At 44.9% G+C, this 20,340-nt stretch carries 18 protein-coding genes; 15 read left to right on the top strand and 3 right to left on the bottom strand.

Features of this window, described 5'->3' with window-relative positions; translation table 11 throughout:
- The first annotated feature begins 141 nt into the window (after positions 1 to 141).
- The 14 genes from F0220_RS18740 (at position 142) to F0220_RS18675 (ending at position 17,349) form a co-directional block, all read left to right on the top strand.
- Positions 142 to 1,644, top strand: coding sequence for an AraC family transcriptional regulator (locus F0220_RS18740; protein WP_181155471.1), 1,503 nt, complete (start codon positions 142 to 144; stop codon positions 1,642 to 1,644).
- Between the two features lie 131 nt (positions 1,645 to 1,775).
- A complete protein-coding gene (locus tag F0220_RS18735; RefSeq protein ID WP_105599348.1) occupies positions 1,776 to 2,765 on the top strand; it encodes an ABC transporter substrate-binding protein in 990 nt (329 codons plus the stop codon).
- A 62-nt stretch (positions 2,766 to 2,827) separates the two neighbouring features.
- Entirely contained in the window at positions 2,828 to 3,850 is a 1,023-nt protein-coding gene (locus F0220_RS18730) for an NAD(P)/FAD-dependent oxidoreductase (RefSeq protein WP_149846719.1), read from the top strand.
- Between the two features lie 251 nt (positions 3,851 to 4,101).
- The gene (gene purT, locus F0220_RS18725; protein WP_091017934.1) at positions 4,102 to 5,289 is read left to right on the top strand and encodes a formate-dependent phosphoribosylglycinamide formyltransferase; all 1,188 of its coding nucleotides are present in this window, start codon (positions 4,102 to 4,104) and stop codon (positions 5,287 to 5,289) included.
- On the top strand, positions 5,279 to 5,737 hold the full coding sequence (locus F0220_RS18720; protein ID WP_017687788.1) for a GNAT family N-acetyltransferase: 459 nt from the start codon (positions 5,279 to 5,281) through the stop codon (positions 5,735 to 5,737). Before purT ends, F0220_RS18720 begins: the two co-directional genes overlap by 11 nt.
- 258 nt (positions 5,738 to 5,995) lie before the next feature.
- Positions 5,996 to 6,808: a CAP domain-containing protein gene (locus tag F0220_RS18715; RefSeq protein ID WP_105599346.1), complete on the top strand. Its 813-nt coding sequence runs from the start codon at positions 5,996 to 5,998 to the stop codon at positions 6,806 to 6,808.
- A gap of 292 nt (positions 6,809 to 7,100) precedes the next feature.
- Positions 7,101 to 7,970, top strand: coding sequence for a GDSL-type esterase/lipase family protein (locus F0220_RS18710; protein ID WP_105599345.1), 870 nt, complete (start codon positions 7,101 to 7,103; stop codon positions 7,968 to 7,970).
- Positions 7,971 to 8,936, top strand: coding sequence for an ABC transporter ATP-binding protein (locus tag F0220_RS18705; RefSeq protein WP_105599344.1), 966 nt, complete (start codon positions 7,971 to 7,973; stop codon positions 8,934 to 8,936).
- Positions 8,929 to 9,918, top strand: a complete 990-nt coding sequence (locus tag F0220_RS18700; RefSeq protein WP_036613298.1) for an ABC transporter permease — start codon at positions 8,929 to 8,931, stop codon at positions 9,916 to 9,918. Before F0220_RS18705 ends, F0220_RS18700 begins: the two co-directional genes overlap by 8 nt.
- Before the next feature lie 76 nt (positions 9,919 to 9,994).
- On the top strand, positions 9,995 to 11,974 hold the full coding sequence (gene parE / locus F0220_RS18695; RefSeq protein WP_091017927.1) for a DNA topoisomerase IV subunit B: 1,980 nt from the start codon (positions 9,995 to 9,997) through the stop codon (positions 11,972 to 11,974).
- Positions 11,975 to 11,986: 12 nt separating this feature from the next.
- Positions 11,987 to 14,449: a DNA gyrase subunit A gene (gene gyrA, locus F0220_RS18690; RefSeq protein ID WP_149846718.1), complete on the top strand. Its 2,463-nt coding sequence runs from the start codon at positions 11,987 to 11,989 to the stop codon at positions 14,447 to 14,449.
- A gap of 228 nt (positions 14,450 to 14,677) precedes the next feature.
- Complete coding sequence (locus F0220_RS18685; protein ID WP_105599342.1) at positions 14,678 to 15,118, top strand: MarR family winged helix-turn-helix transcriptional regulator; 441 nt, start codon at positions 14,678 to 14,680, stop codon at positions 15,116 to 15,118.
- A 276-nt stretch (positions 15,119 to 15,394) separates the two neighbouring features.
- A complete protein-coding gene (locus F0220_RS18680; protein WP_036613308.1) occupies positions 15,395 to 15,841 on the top strand; it encodes a MarR family winged helix-turn-helix transcriptional regulator in 447 nt (148 codons plus the stop codon).
- The gene (locus tag F0220_RS18675; protein ID WP_091017924.1) at positions 15,838 to 17,349 is read left to right on the top strand and encodes a DHA2 family efflux MFS transporter permease subunit; all 1,512 of its coding nucleotides are present in this window, start codon (positions 15,838 to 15,840) and stop codon (positions 17,347 to 17,349) included. The genes F0220_RS18680 and F0220_RS18675 overlap by 4 nt, the downstream gene beginning before the upstream one ends.
- A 109-nt stretch (positions 17,350 to 17,458) precedes the next feature.
- Here F0220_RS18675 and F0220_RS18670 read toward each other — a convergent pair whose 3' ends face one another.
- From F0220_RS18670 to F0220_RS18660, 3 genes are all read right to left on the bottom strand, one after another.
- Positions 17,459 to 17,803 carry an MGMT family protein gene (locus F0220_RS18670; RefSeq protein WP_105599341.1) on the bottom strand — a complete coding sequence of 115 codons (345 nt, stop codon included), beginning with the start codon at positions 17,801 to 17,803 and terminating at the stop codon, positions 17,459 to 17,461.
- 193 nt (positions 17,804 to 17,996) lie between these two features.
- On the bottom strand, positions 17,997 to 18,728 hold the full coding sequence (locus F0220_RS18665) for an RluA family pseudouridine synthase (protein ID WP_105599340.1): 732 nt from the start codon (positions 18,726 to 18,728) through the stop codon (positions 17,997 to 17,999).
- Positions 18,729 to 18,730: 2 nt separating this feature from the next.
- Complete coding sequence (locus F0220_RS18660; RefSeq protein WP_017687801.1) at positions 18,731 to 19,594, bottom strand: class I SAM-dependent methyltransferase; 864 nt, start codon at positions 19,592 to 19,594, stop codon at positions 18,731 to 18,733.
- A gap of 293 nt (positions 19,595 to 19,887) precedes the next feature.
- Between F0220_RS18660 and F0220_RS18655 the strand changes: the two genes are divergently transcribed.
- Complete coding sequence (locus F0220_RS18655) at positions 19,888 to 20,340, top strand: flavodoxin (protein WP_091017919.1); 453 nt, start codon at positions 19,888 to 19,890, stop codon at positions 20,338 to 20,340.

The raw sequence follows: 20,340 nt of genomic DNA, 5'->3' as shown, positions 1-20,340 counted from the left end.
TCAATGCAGATGGACAACAACGAAATAAATTCAAAGCATTTGGATCACCTGGATCATATGAATTTTAGGCTCCTTCACGTGAATTATACGAGTGATCCTGCGACGGAGTGGCTTCTGAGGAAACACTTCATTGAAACATACATGTTATTATTTGTAGCCAGTGGACAAGGGTGGTTAAAGATAGATGGCAGTTTCATTGAATTGAAGGCGGGCGGACTGTATGTAGGCTTCCCGGGGCAACTGGTTGAGGCAAATGTGCATTCGTTGGACGAACGAGGTGTGTATCACATGAGTTTTGATGTCATGTACGCACTGGAGCAGGAGAGTGGAACAGCCCTTGAGATGATGAAGCAACTTTTACGTAATGAAGTGAATGGCGAGGTCAGCTCATCTTCACCCGTTGCTGTTGGCGTGATTTGTCAGATGATTTACCATCACACATTGAAGAAGGATGGTTTGCAAAGGTACTATGGTCAGATTCGTTTTCAAGAACTATTGTATACAATGTTTTACGACGTGGCCTGTGCCGAAAAGACGGATCTGGCTTCACCAATTGAACATGTTAAAGGCTACATGGAGCAGAATTATTCAAAGAGATTAACCATTGAGGAATTAGCAAATGTGGCACGAATGAGCCCTCGACATTTCATGCGTTTATTCAAGAAAAGGTATGGTTACAGTCCAGTGGACTATTTAACGCTATATCGAATTAAACAAGCCCAGATCTTAATGAGAAATGATCACAGTTATCGACTCAAGGATGTGGCATCGTACGTGGGCTATCAGGATGAGACGTATTTCCGGCGTAAATTCAAGCAAATCTCTGGCATTCCACCAGCAGCGTTTATACGTAATAGCAAACAAAAAATTGCTGCAGTTCATTCTGTGAGCATTGGTATACTGCTTGCATTGCAGATCATTCCCTGTGCCGCGCCAGCAAGTCATCCGTGGACATACTATTATAGACGTAAATATGAAACGGACAAAGTTATGCCACTCGCAGAGAGTGAGACCACCTGGCTGGAACAGCTTCGATTAGTTAAACCTGATTATATTATTACGATTGGGACAGAGTCAGAGACTCCGCAAAGTCAGATTCAATCCATTGCTCCTGTGTGTGACCTCCCTTGGGGAAAAAGCGATTGGAGAGAACATTTGAGATATGTTGCAAGCTTTTTGGACAGGTCGGATATTGCAGAGGTGTGGCTTCAAAGATATGAAGAGAAGGCAAAGATCATTAAGAATCAACTTACAGATTTCATACGAAAAGACAGGCTGGTTGTACTCAAAGTTCATGGTGAAGCGTTGCAGATGTTAGGCCCAAGGAGCATTGCTTCCGTTTTTTACGTTGATATGCAAATGGAGGGTCCCGAAGGAGTTGAGACTTATTGGGAACGGGGCACAGTGACCATTAAGGAGCTATCTGTTCTCAACGTGGAAAGAATATTACTGATTGTGGGTGATGATGAGACATCCAGGCAGACATGGTCTGCTGTGCGTAAGTCTGAAGAATGGCTTGCGTTGTTAGCGGTACAGAATGGCAGAATGGATATCCTTTTGTCGAGCGTCCTGCTGGACTACACTGCGTTTACTCATGAGCTTATGTTGGATGAAATATTAAAGTTATGGCAAGATCGTCCATAGCAAAAAGTCTGAATAGTCAATATCATACCTGAACATATTTTAATATACTTACTCCTATATCAAATGATAATGATAATTATTATTAATTAGACGTTGTCATAACTAAATGCCATATAGGGGGTACATAAAGAATGAGATTCAGATGGTTAACGGTCCTATGCACCATGATGTTGGTGCTCATTATTTCGGCTTGCGGTGCAACGGGGCAAGATGAGGCTACGAGCGAAGGCCAGAAGACTGGTTCTGCCAATACATCCCCAACAGAAACAAGTCAGGTAAAAAAAGTGACTACAAAGATGGGAGAAATTGAAATCCCGGTTCAACCACAAAGAGTAGTGGGTCTGTCCCTTGTATATCCTGAGTTTTTGTATGCACTTGGCATCGTACCTGTTGCTGTGCAGAACTATCACGAGGATCATCCTTCTTATTTGGAAGAGCCATTCGCGAATACCATGAAAATGGGCATCGCACGAACGCCGAATTTTGAAGCGGTTATGGAGACAATGCCTGATTTGATTATAGCTCCTGACTGGTGGTCCGAAAAGGATTATGATCAGCTTTCTCTGATTGCACCGACTGTACTTCTTCCACAACGTGATGATTGGCGGGACGAATTGCGTGATATTGCCAAAATTCTGGACAAAGAAGAACAGGCAGAAAAGGTTATTGAAGATTTGGTAGCGAAGGAAAAAGTTGCAGCCGACAAATTAAACGAGATGATCGGAGAAGAAACAGTTCTCTATATTAGAGTCATGGAAAAAGAAATCGTCCTTCACGGGGAGAACCTTGACCGTGGAAACTTCGTGCACAAGCGTCTGGGTATGAATCCGCTCCCGAATTTCCCGAAAGATCAAGTTGCCATGTCCGTATCCATGGAAGTGTTGCCTGAATACGATGCAGATCACTTGATCGTTCAACTGGATGACGATAAGAATCCTGAAATTAAGAAGAAATTTGAAGAGATGTTGGCAACTTCACTATGGAAAAATCTGAAAGCAGTCAAAAATGATCATGTGTACATGGTTGGTGGTAAAGAATGGCTCAATCTGGGGATGTCTCCACTGGCTGACGAGTATGTTATTGATGACATTGTAGCTGTTTTTGAAGAGAAAAATAAATAAGGCAAACGGTTCATGTTACACATATCTCTAAATTCACTACTAAATAACAGGATGTGTCCAAAATGAATAAGGAAGATATCTATGACTTGACCATCGTCGGAGGCGGACCGGCAGGATTATATGCGGCCTTTTATGCCGGGATGCGTGATATGAGAGTTAAGATCATTGACGGCAAAGACCAACTTGGTGGTTTTCTGCATACCTATTCCGAAAAAACTATTTGGGATGTGGGTGGCCTGCCACCAATGAAGTGTTCAAAGTTGATTGAGTATCTGGTTCAGCAGGCGAATACCTTTAATCCAACGGTTGAATTGAATTGCAAAGTAGATCGGTTCGCCAGGCTGGACAACGAGATTTTGGCTCTGTATACTGCTGAAGGCGACATACACTATACGCGTACAATCATTGTCGCAGTAGGCCGAGGTATCGCAGAAATTCAGAAATTGGAGCTTCAGGAGCCGATTCAATATGAGCATGAGAATCTTCATTACACCGTGCAAAATCCAGAACATTTTTCCGGGAAGCGTGTGCTCATTTCAGGAGGAGGCAATAGTGCAGTAGATTGGGCAATTGAACTTGCTCAACTTGCACGGAGCGTAGTGGTCGTCCACCGAAAAAATGAGTTTCGTGCAATGGAACGCAATGTTAGCGAGATGAACAATGTAACGGATGTCAGAACACCATATAGCATCACACGGCTTCATAATCATGGTGAACGTATCCATCAGGTTGTAATTACGCATATGGAGAGTCAGGAAAATGTATTGTTAGATGTGGATGAAGTCGTAGTTAGTCATGGATATAAAAGCAATTTAAGTGATCTTGCCAGTTGTGGCTTAAAAATGGATGATGGAATGGTTCTAATGAGTCACCATGCACAGACGAACCTCCCGGGTATTTTTGCTGCAGGGGATTGTGCAACTCACGATAGCAAAGTCAGACTTATTGCCGGAGCCTTCAACGATGCGATTTTAGCTGTAAATAGTGCGAAAAAATACTTGATTCCAGATGCTCCCATGATGGCGTACGTCTCCTCCCATAATGAAATTTTCAGAGAAAAAAACAAGCAAATCCCAAGGTTCTAAACTTGGGTTTGTTTGCTTATTCATGTTCACTGGAATATTATAATCTGCTGTTTCAACATATCCTTATTTCTGGGAGGAATGGAAAGGTTGACGAATCTGTAAGCGATAATTGTAAAATTTGATCGAAAAAACACAAAAAATCTTGTAAAATTCACAAGAAAAATAGGGAGCACTCTTGCAATCTTTAACCAAAACCCCGAAAATAGAGAGACAGATATAGAAGATTTCTCTTTGGGAGGATTGGAAAGAACATGTGGGGTGCTCCTTTTACGGCTCAAGCCAAAAAAATGCTGCTACTAGGCAGTGGAGAATTGGGAAAAGAGGTCGTTATTGAGGCCCAACGACTGGGAGTAGAGACGATCGCTGTTGATCGTTATGAGAACGCACCTGCAATGCAGGTCGCGCACCGGTCTTACTGCATCGACATGCTGGATGCCGAAGCTTTGAAACAATTGATCCGTAAAGAAAAACCTCATTACATCGTACCTGAGATTGAAGCTATTGCAACAGAAGCTTTACTGGAGCTTGAGGAAGAGGGATTTTGTGTAGTACCTACTGCCCGAGCTGCACGTCTAACGATGGATCGCGAAGGCATCCGTCGGCTTGCAGCCGAACAATTGAAACTTCCGACAGCTGATTACCTTTTTGCGGACAACCTGGAACAACTTCAGGAAGCCGTACGTGAGCTTGGCACACCTTGTGTCATTAAACCATTAATGAGTTCTTCCGGCAAAGGGCAGAGTGTATGCCGAACACCGGGCGACGTGGAGGATTGCTGGAACATTGCTCTTTCGGGGGCTCGCGGCAAATCCGTTCGTGTCATTGTGGAGAGCTTTGTGCAATTTGACAGTGAGATTACACTACTCACCGTCAGGTCTGTATCAGGCACCGTATTTTGTCCTCCGATTGGCCATATTCAGAAGGATGGGGATTATGTCGAATCCTGGCAGCCTCATGCAATGACTCCTGAGCAATGGGAGCAGGCCTGTCATATCGCCAAATCCGTCACAGATGAACTTGGCGGTTATGGACTGTTCGGAGTGGAGTTGTTCCTGACCTCGGATGGTGTTGTGTTCAGCGAGGTATCTCCTCGTCCACATGACACAGGTATGGTTACAATGGTGACGCAAGACAGTTCCGAGTTTGCGCTGCATGTACGTGCAATTCTTGGTTTTCCGGTCACAGGTGTACATCTGTTGACACCGGGAGCTTCAGCAACGCTGAAGGCTAATGATGAAACATCTGACTTTACTGTAGGCGGGATTGAAGAAGCACTGGCTCTTCCTCGTACTCAGATTCGTGTGTTTGGCAAACCTGAGACCAAAGTAGGACGCCGAATGGCTGTAGCCTTAAGTGCTGGTCAAGATGTGGAAGAAGCTCGTAAAACAGCGGTGCAAGCCGCTAATATGCTGAAAGTGGAGGTAAATCATGTCCAATAATGTTGAGGCCCCTGTACTGATGATCCGAGAGTGTGAACTACGAGATGCTGAAGCGGTAACGGGACTGATGCGAGAGGTCAGCTATCCGACAACAACCAATGTCATGAAAGAACGTATTGAATGTTTGGAAACCAATCCAAACGCATGCATGCTTGTTGCCGAAGTGGATGAACAAATTATTGGTGTGATTGGCTTGCAATGTGTGCAAAGTCATGCCTATCCAGAACCTGCCGCACAAATTACTTCCCTGATTGTAGGTCAAGAACATCGTGGTGGTGGGATTGGCCGTCGTCTGATGGCTCGTGCCGAAGATTGGGGCAGACAGCAAGGTGGTAAACAACTGTTTGTCACGGGTGCAAACCGTGAAGTGACTTCGACAACGTACTCTTTTTATGAGCACATTGGTTTTCAGAAGAGAGGCTATCGGTTCAGTAAAGTTCTTCTATAGTATAAATAAAGTTTCTTCTATTGCATGGAAATTCTCATGATATCCTGATCTGCACATTCTGGTGTGGTGAATGATAAATAGATGGTGAAGCGACATTCGACTAACTTTGTTAGTCTGAATGTCTTTTTTTATGGCTAAAAAATGACAAAAAAGTTACTTTTCCATATTTTATAGGTTCACAATCTCCTGTCGAATTGATATACTGCTAGAGTATTAATTACAAAGTTGTAATAACTATTTTTAAGGAGATGAATGAATTTGAAAAAGAAATGGATGAAAACTGTCGTAACGAGTAGTCTGACAGCCGTACTGGCCGTAGGGGTAATGCTTCCTGCTTCCGCGTCTGCTGCAGATTCAACATATAAGACTATCACAACGTACAAAATTACAAGTACAGACAGCTTGAAAGCTTATATTGAGAAATGGCTCAAAGAAAATGGATATAACGTATCCGAGGGGCAAATTGTAGATAAGCCTGCTACGCAGCCTGATCAAACGACGAAACCTGCTGAGCCGACAACAAAACCAACTCAACCAACAACAAAACCTGCTGAGCCTACAACTAAGCCTGAGCAACCGACTAAACCAACACAACCAGTTCAAGAAAAACCGGAAACTACACCGGCTAAAGATCCTTCAAATACGGGAAACACAGGTAATACAGGTAACAATACAAGTAATAATGGTAGCGAAAGCACACAATCCGACTTTGCTACGCAAGTTGTAAAACTTGTGAACGCTGAGCGTGCCAAAGCAGGTCTGAACGCTCTGACTTCAGATGCTCTTCTGGACAAAGTAGCTGTAGCCAAAGTAAAAGATATGAGCAACAATAACTATTTTGATCACCAGTCACCTACGTATGGTTCTCCGTTTGATATGATGAAACAGTTCGGAGTAACTTACAGCTATGCAGGTGAGAACATTGCCAAAGGACAAAAAACACCTCAGGAAGTTGTAACAGCCTGGATGAATAGTGCAGGACACCGTGCCAATATCCTGAGCAAAAACTTTACGCATATCGGTGTAGGGTTCTACAACGGATACTGGGCTCAAGAGTTTATCGGTAAATAAGCAATTATAATGAAGAAAGTATGAACTTTCTTTTCCACAAGGTTATGCCAGCACAGTTGAAATCTGTGTATGGCATAACCTTTTTTCCGTTAAATGACATATAGAAAATGAATTCTGCGAATGTACGGCAAAATTTGCAAATTAACGACAGAACATTTATGTTATTTAGGAATAGCATCATCAGGGCGTGTCTGAAAACTCCGAAGGAAGCGGATTTTTAGACACGCCTTAATGTAAAGTCATTATAAATTATTAAGCACCCGGATTGGTGTACATGAGCGGAGATGTGATGATGAAAAAGAAAAAAAGCCTTGATTCAGCACCATGGATCTGGAGAACCGTCAGTACAGTATCCATCTTGGCAACCTTGTTGTTGTTATTTGGATTTGGATACGCTATAAAAGACGTGATTTTCCCTGAGGGAGATTCAGCGTTAACTACAGGCCAGGAGGCAACTGCTCCATCCAAGGATAAGGAAGGAGAACCCGCTGTAGTGGAAAATGGCAAGATTCGGATGGCCGTCATTGGCGATTCCCTGGCAAGAGGTACGGGGGATGATGAGGGACTCGGTTTTGTGAGACGTGCAGGGAACCTGCTTAAAGATAAAGGATATGACGTTCAGGTTCTTAACAATCTGGGTGTGAACGGTTTGAGAACGGATGCTTTATTGGAAAAACTCGATGAGCAAGGCGTACGTTATGTCCTACAGCAGTCCAATTTTATTTTGCTCTCGATTGGCGCGAATGATCTGTTCCAGGGAGGGCAAGTTCTACAGGGGGAAGATCCGCCAACAGCAGAGCAGCTGGCAGCGGCTTTACCGGAAACGTCCAAACGCCTTCAAGAGATATTGAAGAAAGTAAAAGAAATCAATCCCGATGCACAGATTGCGTACATAGGGTTGTACAATCCATTTGGCGATGTGAAGGAACTGGAGAAGCCGGGTAATGCAGTGGTTGCTGCATGGAACGACGCTGCACTGGCTATTTTGAACAACGAGGACAAGATGACACTGGTCCCTACATTTGATTTGTTTGAAAATCATCTGGGGGAGTATCTCTCGTCAGATCATTTCCATCCCAACGGACAAGGTTATGAGCAAATTGCAGTTCGGATTGCACAGGAATTCCAGACAGATACACCGGCAGAAGGGAGCGGAAATTAAATGGCAGAGCAGCAGTATGATTCCGTCCTATCGGTACAGAATCTGAAAAAGCGGATCGGACGCAAGTGGATTATTAAAGACGTTACATTTGACGTAAAACCTGGTGAAATCTTCGGATTTCTCGGTCCCAACGGTGCCGGAAAAACAACTACGATACGGATGCTGGTCGATCTGATCAAACCGACAGAAGGAAAAATTAAAGTCTGTGGTTATGATGTGAATCGAGACCCTGAGCGTGCTTTGAAGTATGTAGGCTCCATTGTTGAAAATCCGGAGGTATATACATATCTGACAGGGTGGGAGAACCTGGAGCATTTTGCCCGCATGCAACCAGGTGTGGACAATGAACGAATTCAGGAAGTTGTGGATATTGTGCGTCTGGATCAGCGGATTCACGATAAAGTCAGAACTTACTCATTGGGTATGCGTCAACGGCTTGGTATTGCACAAGCACTGCTTGGGCGACCGCGTCTGCTCATTCTGGATGAACCGACAAATGGTCTTGATCCAAAAGGCATTAAGGAACTTCGTGTCTTTATTAAGCAACTTGCCAGCGAAGGTATGGCTGTATTTGTCAGCAGTCACTTGTTAAGTGAGATTCAGCTTCTCTGTGACAGAGTAGCCATTATCAGTGCTGGGCGTGTGCTTGCCGTTGGAGGTGTAAGCGAACTGATTGAAGATCATTCCAAGTTGGCCATATGGCATGTTTCACCACTGGAGCAAGGCAAAAAGATGTTACAGGATGCAGGAATTGCTTTGGTAGGTCGACCTGCGGATGTGATGGATGATACCATTGTTGCGGGCCTTGGTCCGAACGCTGTGGTTGCCGAGATGCATGAAGATCGAATTCCTGATCTGGTGCAGCAGATGGTTCAAGCAGGTATTCAGGTTGAAGGGGTACAGCGGATCCAGCCTACGCTTGAACAACTATTCTTAAAAATGACAGAAGGTGAATCCATTGAGTAATATCATGCCGCTGATCCGCAATGAAACGATTAAGATGGTGAAGAAAAAACGGCTTTATATTATATTTATTGTACTTGCGGTCCTCGTACCGATGTTTACGTATGCCCAGATGAAATCTGCGGAGAATAATCGCGACAAGTTTGGCGGCGATTGGCGTCTTGAACTGCAACAGGCCATCACAGACAACCAAAATTCGCTCGGTAGCGATCGGGTACCTGAAGAGTACAAAAAATATAGAACAGTATATATCCAGCAGATGCAGTATTATCTTGAGAATGACATCAATCCCAAAGAACCGGGTGGTGTTACCTTTACGCGGGAGTTCATGAACAACGCGGTTGGATTGTTTATTCCACTGTTAATCATGGCTATTGCTTCAGATCTTGTTTCTGGTGAACGTACGACAGGGACGATTAAAATGCTTTTAACGCGTCCGGTTAGACGCTGGAAAGTGCTTTTGAGTAAATTAATTACGCTGATTATGTTTGTTTCGATCATCGTGGTATCCGCCTACATTATATGTTATGTCATATCGGGTGCGGTTTTTGGTTATAAAGGCTTTAACATGCCAATCTTCACAGGATTCAAAGTTGTGGGAACAGATGTCGATATGTCGGCAGTGCATGCTGTAGACCAGTGGTTGTATATGCTTATGCAGGCAGGACTGATCTGGTTTGTGAGTGTAATTGTGGCTATGCTTGCATTTATGGTATCCGTGCTTGTGCGCAGTACTGCTGCAAGTATCGTTATCATGATGGCCGCGCTGATTGCAGGAACAATCTTGACCAGTATGGCAGCATCTTGGCAGACAGCGAAGTATCTGTTCATGGTTAACCTCGAACTTCCGAATTATTTGTCTGGCGGGTTACCTCCAATCGAGGGTATGAATTTAGGTTTTTCCCTTATTGTGCTTAGTGTTTGGGGCATTGCTTCACTCATTGTGTCATTCCTTGTCTTTACGAAACGGGATATCTTGAATTAAAATGGACAAGGATAAGAAAACATCTGTTTGCATTTTAGGCATTTTTTTAGTTGCAAGTTAAGAAGGGGGAGCATGAATGGTCGAGCAAATCGATATGTCGGCAGGTTCGACAGGCGGAGGACAGGGGTCTTCAGGCTACGACGCGGACGACATTCAAGTACTTGAAGGGTTGGTGGCGGTACGGAAACGGCCGGGGATGTACATCGGCAGCACCAGCACTTCAGGTTTACATCATTTGGTATGGGAAATTGTCGACAACGCTGTCGACGAACATCTCGCCAAATTCTGCTCCAAAATCGATATCACGCTGCATAAGGACGGTTCTATTACGGTTCAGGATAACGGAAGGGGAATTCCGACAGGTATACATAAAACAGGGATTCCTACTCCCCAGGTCGTGTTTACGATTTTGCACGCAGGCGGAAAGTTCGGTGGATCAGGATACAAAAAATCAGGCGGTTTGCACGGTGTAGGTGCGTCAGTTACAAACGCATTGTCCGAGTGGCTTGAAGTCGAGATTTTCCGTGATGGCAAGATTCATCGTCAGCGATTCGAGTATTGGAAGGACAAAAAAGGGATTGAACATGTCGGTGAACCGGTCTCCGGTCTCGAAGTGTTGGGCAATACCAATCGGACAGGTACAAAAGTTACATTTAAACCGGATATTCGGGTGTTCCAGAGCGGTATTCAATTTAATTATGATACATTGGCAGAACGTCTTCAGGAGATTGCTTTTCTGAATTCGGGTCTGAGAATTGTGCTCAAGGACGAACGTTCGGGCAATCAGGATGAATACATGTATGAAGGCGGAGCAAGCCAGTTTGTTGCTTTTCTTAACGAAAATAAAGATGTGCTGCATGATGTTATTCACTTCTATGCGGAGAAGGATGACATTGAAGTCGAAGTGGCAATCCAGTATAACGCGGGTTATACGGAAACACTGGCTTCATTCGTGAACTCGATCCCTACTCGGGGCGGCGGTACTCATGAGACCGGATTCAGGGCTGCATATACCCGTGTAATGAATGATTACGCACGGCGTACCAGCATGATTAAGGAAAAAGACAAAAACCTCGAAGGTAATGACCTGCGTGAAGGTATGATGGCCGTCATCAGTGTCAAAATGTCAGATGTTGAGTTCGTAGGTCAGACGAAGGATCAGCTCGGCAGCGCTTCCGCTCGAAGTGCTGTGGATTCGGTCGTTTCCGAAAATATTCAAAGGTTTCTGGAAGAAAACCCGCAGGTAGCTCAAACGTTAATTCGCAAAGCGGTTCAAGCCTCCAGAGCCAGAGAAGCAGCACGCAAAGCACGTGATGATATGCGTACAGGCAAGAAACGCAGTGAGAGTTCCAACCTGAACGGCAAACTAACGCCGGCGCAATCAAAGGATTTTACCCGAAATGAGTTGTTTATTGTTGAAGGTGATTCCGCAGGTGGTTCTGCCAAACAGGGACGTGACTCGAAGATTCAGGCTATTCTGCCGCTCAAGGGAAAACCGCTCAATCCGGAAAAATCAAAGCTGGCCGACATTCTAAAAAATGAAGAATACCGTGCCATTACAGCGGCGATCGGGGCGGGCATAGGAACCGAATTTGCAGTTGAAGACAGCAATTATTCCAAAATTATCATTATGACCGATGCGGATACGGACGGCGCACATATTCAGGTGCTGCTGTTGACCTTCTTTTATCGTTATATGAAGCCTTTAATTGATGCAGGCAAAATATATATTGCTCAGCCGCCATTGTACAAACTTACTCGTAAGTCTGGTAAGCTTGCGAGTGTTCGATATGCATGGACGGATGAAGAACTGGCGAATTATATGAAGGAATTCGGTAATAATGTTGAGCTTCAACGTTATAAAGGTCTTGGTGAGATGAATCCGGATCAACTGTGGGAGACAACAATGAATCCGGAAACTCGTGCGATGCTGAAGGTACAGATTGTTGATGCAGCAAAAGCAGAACGTCGTGTATCTACGCTCATGGGTGATAAGGTTGATCCGCGGAAACGCTGGATTGTAGAGAACGTCGACTTTACAGAGTACGAAGAATAGAAGGTGCTTGGAATGAGTCCATCAGAACAATTTATGCCGGCCTTTCTCGAAGAGGTCGTTGGGGACCGTTTCGGTCGCTACTCCAAATATATTATTCAGGATCGAGCCATTCCGGATGTCCGGGATGGGTTGAAGCCAGTACAACGGCGTATTCTATACGCCATGTACGATTCAGGTAATACGCCTGACAAGACTTACCGCAAGTCTGCCAAAACCGTTGGGGACGTAATGGGTAATTATCATCCACATGGTGACTCATCCATCTATGAGGGCATGGTGCGGATGGCTCAGCCATGGAAAATGGGCCATGTGCTCGTGGACGGTCATGGTAACTGGGGATCACAGGATGATGACCCGGCAGCGGCGATGCGGTATACGGAGGCCCGTTTGTCGCCCATCGCGATGGAGATGCTTCGCGATATCGAGAAACGGACGGTTCTGTTTAAGGATAATTTTGATAATACGGCCAAAGAACCGGTTGTATTGCCATCCCGTTATCCGAACTTGCTGGTTAATGGTGTCAGCGGTATTTCCTCCGGATTTGCAACGGAGATTCCTACACACAATTTGCGTGAAGTCATTGATGCCTCGATCGCTGTGATGGAGAAACCGTCGATTGAGCTGGACGAAATCATGATGTTTATGAAGGGTCCTGACTTTCCAACAGGCGGATTGATTATGGGCGGTGACGGCATTCTGGATGCCTATCGCACAGGTAAGGGACGGATCTATATCCGGTCCAAAACCGAGATTGAAAACATGCGCGGTGGCAAACAGCAGATCGTCATTACCGAAATTCCTTATCAGGTCGTGAAATCTCGTCTGGTTACAGCGATGGAGAACATCCGACTTGAGAAGAAGGTTGAAGGTATTGCTGAAGTGCGTGATGAGAGCGGACGTGAAGGTCTGCGAATCGTGGTTGAGTTGAAAAAAGAAGCTGACGCACAAGGTATTTTGGCTTATTTGCTGAAGAAAACCGACCTGCAGGTCACCTATAATTTCAATATGGTGGCGATTGTGAATAAAGCACCTCACCAATTAGGATTGAAATCGATCCTCGAGGCTTACATTGCCCATCAGCGGGAGGTTGTAACCTTCCGTACCCGGTTTGAGCTGGAGAAGGCGCAGGACCGTGCGCATGTGCTCGAGGGCTTGGTAAAAGCACTTAACATCCTTGATGAGGTCATTGCGGCCATCAAAGCGTCGAAGAACCGTCAAGATGCCCAAAACAACCTGATGTGGATGTTTGGATTCACGGAACGCCAAGCAGATTCCATCCTTACGTTGCAATTGTACCGTTTGACGAATCTGGAGATCAATTCTCTGGAGAAGGAACTCGGTGAACTGATGAAAAAGATTGCACAATTACAATCCATTCTGGATAGTGACCGCAAGCTAATCGGCGTCATCCGCAAGGAATTGATGGAGATTCGTGAGAAATACGGCATAGACCGTCGTTCTGCGATCCAGGGTGAAGTGGAAGAACTTAAGGTTAATCTCGAAGTACTTGTGAATGCGGAAGATGTATTTGTTACGTTATCCAAAGAGGGATATGTGAAACGTACAGGCATGCAGTCCTTTACACGTTCTGGTGGTGAACGGAGCGGAAGTGGAGTAAAAGATGGCGATTATATCGCTCAGGTTCTGGAAGTAAATACGCTTGAGAACTTGCTTGTCTTTACGAGGAAAGGTCAGTACTTCCTGTTACCTGTTCACCAGGTACCTGAATTCAAGTGGAAAGATCCGGGCACAGCCATTGTGAACGTGATTCCACTTGCGAAAGATGACCGTATTGCAAGTGTGCTTGCTGTGAAATCCTTCGAAGAACCGAATCAGAGTCTCGTCTTTGTCACACGAAGAGGACAGGTGAAACGAACGGAACTGAAGGATTACGTTACCAAACGGTCCGGTGCAGTTGCGGCTTGTAAAGTGGGCAAGGACGATGAAGTGTTATCCGTACATCTAAGTACAGGTGGTCAAGATATTATGCTGATTACAAAAGAAGCCATGGCAATTCGTTTCCGAGAGGATGAAGTCAATCCAATGGGACGCGTATCAGGTGGTGTTCGTGGTATTCAGTTAAGAGATACAGATGAAGTTGTATCGGCTCTATGGGTAGAAGGAGATGAAGGTGAAGTTGCCGTGTTGTCCGATCTGGGATATGGTAAACGATCGTTACTTCTGGATTACGCTATACAGAGCCGTGGAGGCAAAGGGCTTGCCACATTTGAGTTCAAAGAAGGCAAACGTGTGAAACCGAATGGTAGCCGTATTGCTGGAGCGTTTTATTGCAAAGAGCAACGTAAGATCACTGTAATGACCAAAGAAGGCCAAGTCTTCCCGATCTCTTCGGAAGGTGTTCCGATTACAGAGCGCAAACATATTGGCAAGCTGATCGTTCATGTGGACAAACAGGACGAGATCGTTGAACTTCTAAGGGACTTCAATGAGAATCAACCAGCATCATCTTCATAAAAACAAACAAACGAGACTTTTCGCAGAACAGCTAATCCTGTCATGCGAGGAGTCTTTTTTTGTTGTTCAAAGGCGGATTAGAAGAGGGCATTCGTGCGAAGTTTAACAACCTTCGTCGATTACGGTCGATCGCTAGGAAATTGAAAAAAGGCAGCAGGAATGCGGCTTTGGAGCGCGAAAACTTAAGCAGGTGAAGTGATAACCGGTTGCAGAGAGGAGCGATGGAAGATGTATAATTCCGATTTTGCCAAGTGCTGGTCCAGGTTGACCAAAGATTATAAATTGCATATGGATCAGGAGCTGGCACCCTCATTAACGGAGGCTCAGCTGGCTGTTCTGGAGGTACTCGAAGATCATCAGAAGATGAAACCTTCGGATCTGATTCCTTATCTGTCGACTACACCAGCTGCTGTAACCATGCTGCTCGATCGGATGGAGAAGAATGATCTGATTCGCAGGAATCGGGATAATCAGGATCGACGCATTGTGTGGGTATCTCTGTCAGAGAAAGGAAGAATGGAGACAGAGCGGGGAATCACCATCCGTAATGAATTCATGAACTCTGTTCTCAGTAACATTTCGATGCACAATCAACAATTGCTGGTATATCTGTTAGGCAAAATGACAACACCCAAAGCCAAAGAGCCTGCCTTATCTACTTCGGTATAATACCATGCTGATTCTTCTGAATAACCATAGGAGTGCCTGCTCGTTTCATGCAGGAGCCCTATGGTTATTTTATTTACAAATTACATATGCTACACACTGTGTCCAGGTTAGTTGAGTAAAAGCATGAGATGTAACACAGTTAGTATGACCTAATATTATTTTTGTGAATTCATATGTAAAGAGTTGACTATGTAAATATTTTTGTTATAATAAATAATTGTTCCCCTGATATTTCGTGTACGAAATATTATATTCCAAAAGTAAAAGGGTGAATCAATGACTGATACGTATGAAGTATTCTATATTATTAATTCGTTCCGGCAGGTGAATCAAATGCTCTTTCGAGCATTTTGGAATGAAAACAAGGAGATCGAGCTAACTTCGATTCAGTTTATGGTGTTATCCATCCTGAGGGAGCGTCCTTCCATTGGCATCAACGAAGTGGCTGAGCTATGTCATATGGGCAGCAGTTCCATGAGCGCTGTTGTGGAGCGGCTCGTCAAAGGCGAGTATATCGTTCGGACACGTTCGGATGCTGACCGCCGATCCGTTAAACTTCAGATTACGGATAAAGGGGAACAGGCCCAACAGGAAACGCACCATTTGTGGATGGAAAGAGTGTCACCCATTCTGGACATATCGAAGGAAGACCTAGAGCACCTACTTAGAATTCATAGTCAAATGATTGAAAAGTTAGAAGGAAGAGAGATGAACAACATATGAGTACGACTACTGCTGCAGCTCCATCCTCCGCGATGGACAACATCAAGAAAGGCCCGATTGTAGCGGCATTGTTAATTGGTGCCTTTGTGGCATTCCTGAACCAAACCCTGATGAACGTAGCTCTTCCTAAAATCATGGAAGACCTCGCGATCAATGCAAACAAAGCCCAATGGTTAACCACGGGTTATATGCTTGTCAACGGTGTTCTGATTCCGGTTACGGCATATCTGATTGCCAAGTTTTCAACACGTCAAATTTTCATTACAGCCATGACTCTATTTACCATAGGTACATTAGTCTGTGGTCTTAGTCCAACCTTCACCATTCTGATGGTAGGTCGTGTCATTCAAGCGGCAGGTGCAGGTATCCTGATGCCTCTGATGACCGTTGTATTCCTGACCATCTTCCCGATTGAGAAACGCGGTCAGGCCATGGGAACCATGGGGATCGCGATGATTCTGGCCCCTGCGATTGGGCCTACACTTTCAGGTTATGTGGTTGAACATTATTCCTGGAGATTGTTGTTCTACATCATCTTGCCATTCTCTATTATTGCAACAGCAATTGGTATTGCTTTTGTCAAAAACGTAACACGTCAATCCAGACCTAAACTGGATTATCCAGGCGTTATTTTATCTACACTAGGTTTTGGTAGTTTGCTCTACGGATTCAGTGATGCGGGTACCGATGGATGGGGCAGTGCAATTGTCATTGGATGTCTCGTCGTAGGTGCGATATCCCTGATTCTGTTCGTTATTCGTCAACTGACAACAGATCATCCGCTCCTTGAGTTCCGTATTTTTAAATACAACATGTATACTTTAACAACGATTATCAACATGCTCGTGACAATGGCGATGTTTGCAGGTATGATCCTGCTCCCTATTTTCCTGCAAAACATTCGTGGATTCTCACCGATTGAATCAGGACTTCTGATGATGCCCGGTGCGATATTGATGGGGATTATGTCTCCAATTACAGGTCGCATATTTGATAAAGTGGGCGCACGCTGGCTTTCGGTTGCAGGTCTTGCCATTACGGCGATTACAACGTTTGGACTGAGTCGTCTGGCAATCGATACTACCTACGGCTACATGATGTTTATCTACACGGCTCGTATGTTCGGTATGTCGATGCTGATGATGCCAATCCAGACAGCAGGTCTGAATCAACTGCCTCAACGTCTGAACGCACATGGTACAGCGATGTCCAACACTTTGCGTACTGTTGCCGGAGCGATTGGTACAGCCATTCTCGTTACCATCATGAGCAGCAAGCTCAAAACACATCTGGCGGATGCAGTGGCTGCGGGTCAGGTTGATCCTAATAATAAGACAGCGATGATAGCTGCTACAGCAGATGCAACGATTTATGGTGTTAACTATGCATTCATCGTGGCTACCGGAATGACTTTGGTTGCTTTAATTATGGCGTTCTTTATTCGTAAAACGAAACCGGCTGTTGAACCTGTTACTGTAGAACATGAAAAAGCGACGGCTACAGCATAACGAATATCAGAAAAACCCAAAAAAGAGAACTCTAGCAGTTGAAATGGGGTAACCCTAACTGCCGGAGTTCTCTTTTTTTGGTGTGCGCGATAGGAGGAGAGTACTCTTATTATTCGGGCTGGATCGTTGGATCGATAAGAAATACAGGATCGGGCTCATGACCGAACTGTTTTAGGTTAATGGTTCCGTTCAGTTGAAACTCCACACCTTCGCTAATCAGTTCTGATTCCTGCATCATGCGCGAGTGTTCGTCCGGTATGGAGATTTCGCCTTTTGCGTTGACAACACGGTGCCAGGGCAGACGTTCCTTGCGGCTCATCGAGTGCAGAATACGGACGACTTGTCTCGCCGCTCTCGGACTTCCAGCATGGGCTGCAATCTGACCGTACGTCATCACTTTACCTTCGGGAATCGCCGCGATGATCGCAATGACTTGTTTGGTAAACGGGGTCATCAGGATGTCTCCTCTCTGTATCTTAGGTATATAACTGAAAATATGAAAAAACGTGTCGTTCAGATACAGAATCTGAACGACACGTTGTATGGACAGATCTAACCTGATCCTGTGCACTTATAGAGGTTGTTCGATAAAACCGCTTTTGATCCCATCTTCTCGGTACTGAAAACCAGTCTTGCTGAACATGTACTTATTGAGATTGTCCAAAAGCTTTTTGGTACACGGCAGCGGGCCATTCTGCCCAGGGGAATTCTCTTGCAGGTAAAGATTGCAGAATAACTTCTTCCTTGGTAACTGGATGAGGAAAAGCTGCAATCGCAGACCATAGAGCAATCTGTTGCCCGGGTTTATTCACGCTTGCGCCGTACTTCTGATCCCCGTACAGAGGGCAACCGATTTCTTTCATTTGCACCCGAATCTGATGAGATCTGCCGGTGTGCAGTTCGATATGGACGAGGCTGTAACGGTCTGTCTCGCCGATAACACGGTAATCCAGAACGGCATCCTTACCGCCAGTCGTACCTTTAGGTACAACAGTAACGGTATTTGTACGTGCATCTTTCAGGAGCGTGTGTTTTAACGTTCCCTGCTGTGCAGGCAACTTGCCATGTACAACAGCTGCATATATTTTACGGAAATGACGTCCCCGCACAGTCTCGGACAATCTCGAAGCTGCTTTAGAAGTCTTGGCAAAAATCATTACCCCTCCAACAGGACGATCAAGTCGGTGTACTAACCCGAGATAAACATTACCGGGTTTGTTGTATCGTTCTTTCAGATCCTGCTTCAGTAATGTAAGCAAATCCGGATCACCTGATGAATCTTCCTGTGTAGGTACATTGACCGGCTTCGTAATGCCTAACAGATGGTTGTCTTCAAACAGAATCGGAATTGCATCGTGGTCATGCCGATGTTCTGACATGATTAAGACTCCCAACGGCCCAGAATACCACAAGGCAGATCCAGACCACTGCGTGTGATCGGCAGACCAATTTCACCTGCAGTAATGTCACCACCGTACTGAGCAGACATCGTCATGGTCAACATGTTGCGCAGAACCGTAGAGGAAATGCCCGTAGTGTAGGAGTTAACCAGCATGAATAATGGATTATCCGACAAAATCGTCATACATGACTTCAAGAAAGGATATAGGTTCTCTTCCAGTTTCCATGTCTCTCCATTAGGGCCTCGGCCATATGAAGGAGGGTCCATAATAATGGCGTCGTAACGATTTCCGCGACGTTGTTCCCGTTGTACGAATTTGAATACATCATCTGTAATAAAACGAACAGGGCGATCAGCCAGTCCGGATAATTGAACATTTTCCTTGGCCCATTGAACCATGCCTTTAGCTGCATCCACATGAACAACAGAAGCGCCTGCGTAAGCTGCGGCTACCGTTGCTCCGCCTGTATAGGCAAACAGGTTCAAGACAGAAATAGGACGTCCTGCATTGGAGATTTTATCCATCATCCAGCTCCAGTTAGCAGCTTGTTCAGGGAACAGGCCAGTGTGCTTAAAGCTGGTAGGTTTAATGTGGAATTTCAAGTTTTCGTATCCGATCGTCCATCGCTCGGGAATGGGCTTTTTCATATCCCAGTTACCGCCACCGGAAGAGCTGCGATGATAGTGACCATGCACCTGACGCCATTCATTGGTTTCTTGCTCGAGGGGCCAGATAATCTGTGGATCGGGTCTGCGTAAAATCACATCTCCCCAACGCTCCAGTTTCTCGCCGCCTCCTGTATCGATTACTTCATAGTCCTTCCAATTCTTAGCTACGTACATAATGATTTATCCATCCTTCAAAAGTCATTTGGATACTATTGTACAACAAAAAAGGGCTTGTACGCCAGTTGGGGGACGGGATCATTGGAGGAAGGTATTACAACTGACCTTAAAGGATGAAGTATTTTAGCTGTGTTGAAATCCAACATGCCCCATATACTGAAAAACAAAGATAACCAAAAAATTAATTTGACAATGATAATCATTATCACATATGATTTTGTTAATCCAAAATTCATTCTTTCTTCATAGAGAGAATATTACATGATCAAATTAAAGTGAGGGAAAAATAGATGGCTAAATTGTTAGTGGCTTATGCAAGCATGACAGGAAATACAGAAGAAATTGCAGAACTGATTGTGGAGGGAATTACAAAGGGAGGCCACGAGGCAGATCTGAAATCCGTAACGGATTGTAATGCATCTGATGTATTGGACTATGACGGATTCATGATCGGTGTGTACACCTGGGGAGATGGGGAGTTGCCAGATGAATTCCTTGATTTCTATGAGGAGCTGGATGAGCTTGACCTAAGTGGTAAGAGAGCTGCGGTGTTTGGTAGTGGTGACACCTCATATGAGCAGTTCTGCGGTGCAGTTGATCTCGCGGCTGCCAAGCTGCAAGAGCGTGGGGCGGAGGTATCTCCAGAGATGTTGAAAATTGAATATAGTCCGCTTGAGCAGGAGAAAGAAACATGCCGTGACTTTGGCAAACGCTTCGCTGCTGCCGGATTACAGGTATCCTAA

Source organism: Paenibacillus sp. 37, from assembly GCF_008386395.1.
Lineage (GTDB): Bacteria > Bacillota > Bacilli > Paenibacillales > Paenibacillaceae > Paenibacillus > Paenibacillus amylolyticus_B.
The sequence above is the reverse complement of the archived record's forward strand: the minus strand, read 5'-3'. Positions and strand labels throughout refer to the sequence as shown.

Bases quoted from the DNA above. Each gene is read 5' to 3' on its own strand.
- F0220_RS18740 (WP_181155471.1), top strand. From the start codon at position 142: ATGTTATTATTTGTAGCCAGTGGACAAGGGTGGTTAAAGATAGATGGC.
- F0220_RS18735 (WP_105599348.1), top strand. From the start codon at position 1,776: ATGAGATTCAGATGGTTAACGGTCCTATGCACCATGATGTTGGTGCTC.
- F0220_RS18730 (WP_149846719.1), top strand. From the start codon at position 2,828: ATGAATAAGGAAGATATCTATGACTTGACCATCGTCGGAGGCGGACCG.
- purT (WP_091017934.1), top strand. From the start codon at position 4,102: ATGTGGGGTGCTCCTTTTACGGCTCAAGCCAAAAAAATGCTGCTACTA.
- F0220_RS18720 (WP_017687788.1), top strand. From the start codon at position 5,279: ATGTCCAATAATGTTGAGGCCCCTGTACTGATGATCCGAGAGTGTGAA.
- F0220_RS18710 (WP_105599345.1), top strand. From the start codon at position 7,101: ATGAAAAAGAAAAAAAGCCTTGATTCAGCACCATGGATCTGGAGAACC.
- F0220_RS18705 (WP_105599344.1), top strand. From the start codon at position 7,971: ATGGCAGAGCAGCAGTATGATTCCGTCCTATCGGTACAGAATCTGAAA.
- parE (WP_091017927.1), top strand. From the start codon at position 9,995: ATGGTCGAGCAAATCGATATGTCGGCAGGTTCGACAGGCGGAGGACAG.
- gyrA (WP_149846718.1), top strand. From the start codon at position 11,987: ATGAGTCCATCAGAACAATTTATGCCGGCCTTTCTCGAAGAGGTCGTT.
- F0220_RS18685 (WP_105599342.1), top strand. From the start codon at position 14,678: ATGTATAATTCCGATTTTGCCAAGTGCTGGTCCAGGTTGACCAAAGAT.
- F0220_RS18680 (WP_036613308.1), top strand. From the start codon at position 15,395: ATGACTGATACGTATGAAGTATTCTATATTATTAATTCGTTCCGGCAG.
- F0220_RS18675 (WP_091017924.1), top strand. From the start codon at position 15,838: ATGAGTACGACTACTGCTGCAGCTCCATCCTCCGCGATGGACAACATC.
- F0220_RS18670 (WP_105599341.1), bottom strand. From the start codon at position 17,803: ATGACCCCGTTTACCAAACAAGTCATTGCGATCATCGCGGCGATTCCC.
- F0220_RS18665 (WP_105599340.1), bottom strand. From the start codon at position 18,728: ATGTCAGAACATCGGCATGACCACGATGCAATTCCGATTCTGTTTGAA.
- F0220_RS18660 (WP_017687801.1), bottom strand. From the start codon at position 19,594: ATGTACGTAGCTAAGAATTGGAAGGACTATGAAGTAATCGATACAGGA.
- F0220_RS18655 (WP_091017919.1), top strand. From the start codon at position 19,888: ATGGCTAAATTGTTAGTGGCTTATGCAAGCATGACAGGAAATACAGAA.